The sequence below is a fragment of the Microbacterium sp. BF1 genome (genome assembly GCF_019279095.1).
Taxonomy (GTDB): domain Bacteria; phylum Actinomycetota; class Actinomycetes; order Actinomycetales; family Microbacteriaceae; genus Microbacterium; species Microbacterium maritypicum.
In genome coordinates this window covers 1-1,148 of record NZ_JAGYWT010000650.1, presented here as the reverse complement: position 1 = coordinate 1,148, position 1,148 = coordinate 1, and the positions used below count along the sequence as shown (strand labels likewise).

The 1,148-nt window shown below is 60.8% G+C and carries 1 protein-coding gene and 1 pseudogene; both read left to right on the top strand.

Annotated features, from left to right (window positions below; genetic code table 11):
• Positions 1 to 126: pseudogene (locus tag KZA10_RS15730) on the top strand (IS5/IS1182 family transposase); the annotation flags it as partial.
• A gap of 58 nt (positions 127 to 184) precedes the next feature.
• Positions 185 to 1,048: a hypothetical protein gene (locus KZA10_RS15725; RefSeq protein ID WP_218683352.1), complete on the top strand. Its 864-nt coding sequence runs from the start codon at positions 185 to 187 to the stop codon at positions 1,046 to 1,048.
• Positions 1,049 to 1,148 lie beyond the last annotated feature (100 nt).

Genomic DNA, 1,148 nt, shown 5'->3' with positions numbered 1-1,148 from the left:
TTCGCTCTCGCCAAGCAATGGCGGGGCCTCGCCACCCGCTACGACAAGCTCGCGATCACCTACCGCGCGGCCGTCACCATCAGCGCAATCCTCACCTGGCTACGCCATATGGGAGACACGCCCTAGCCCTCATCATTCGATGCCATCGATCCCGATGTCGGACAACGCTGCTAGAAAGATCGCTATGAACAACTATCGCTATACGAACTTGACGGCAGCGCTACGGGATAAGGCATCTCCGTTGCGCCAGTTGTTCGATTCGCGTTTCCCGAACACGAAAGTCGTGCAGGCGCAGTACCGAGCTGAGGAGCCTGAGCTTCGAGTCGACGGAGGAAGTGCCAACCCGGGCACCCTTGGCGCGGCCTTCGACTTCGCGATGCGATTCGGGATCAAGTCTCAATACGACCCGACGGTGGCTCGCAATGCATTCGAGTCTGCCCCCGGATTGGTTGACGAGATCGATGCAGTTATTATCGCGGCGCAGATGGCAGCTGGACTCGGTGACCGAGTGACCGTGCAGCGAGCTTCATGGGCGTTTGCTCTCCTCACGGAGGTGTACCGTGCGGGACTCCAGCCGGGCTCGCCCCTGGTTGAACTGCTCGAGGCGAGATCCTTCAGTGCGCAGCGCCTTTTGGGCCTGGCTTCCGATGATGCCCTGCGGCAACTTGCCGAGCTTGACGAAGTTGCGCGGTCGTCTCTCCTGCCGAGGCTTGATGGCCCCTATGTGCTTGGGCCAACGTTCGATGGCTCGGCGCTCTGTAAAGCCGACGCCGACGTGATCGCGGGCGGATTGCTTCTCGACTTCAAGACTTCAATAGGAACGAAGAACGCTCGGACTGGTTCTCGCTCGGACCGGTTGGATCTGCTCGACCTATACCAGATCGTGGCCTACGCGCTTTTCGATCGCTCAGATAGCTACGCGATCGATCGAGTGGGGATCTACTCGGCACGATTTGGCCATCTCGTGTCGTGGGACCTTCAGGTGCTTCTGGACACGCTCGCGGGAGAGCACACGCCGGTCGAGGTCAAGCCCCGGCGAGTGGTGTAGCGGTCGGTGATCCTTCTGCTGTTGGTTTCGGTTAGGCGCTGAGTTCGAGGACGGGCTGGTCGGTCACCTCATCTCCGGTGTCGGGGACGAGGGTGAGGCG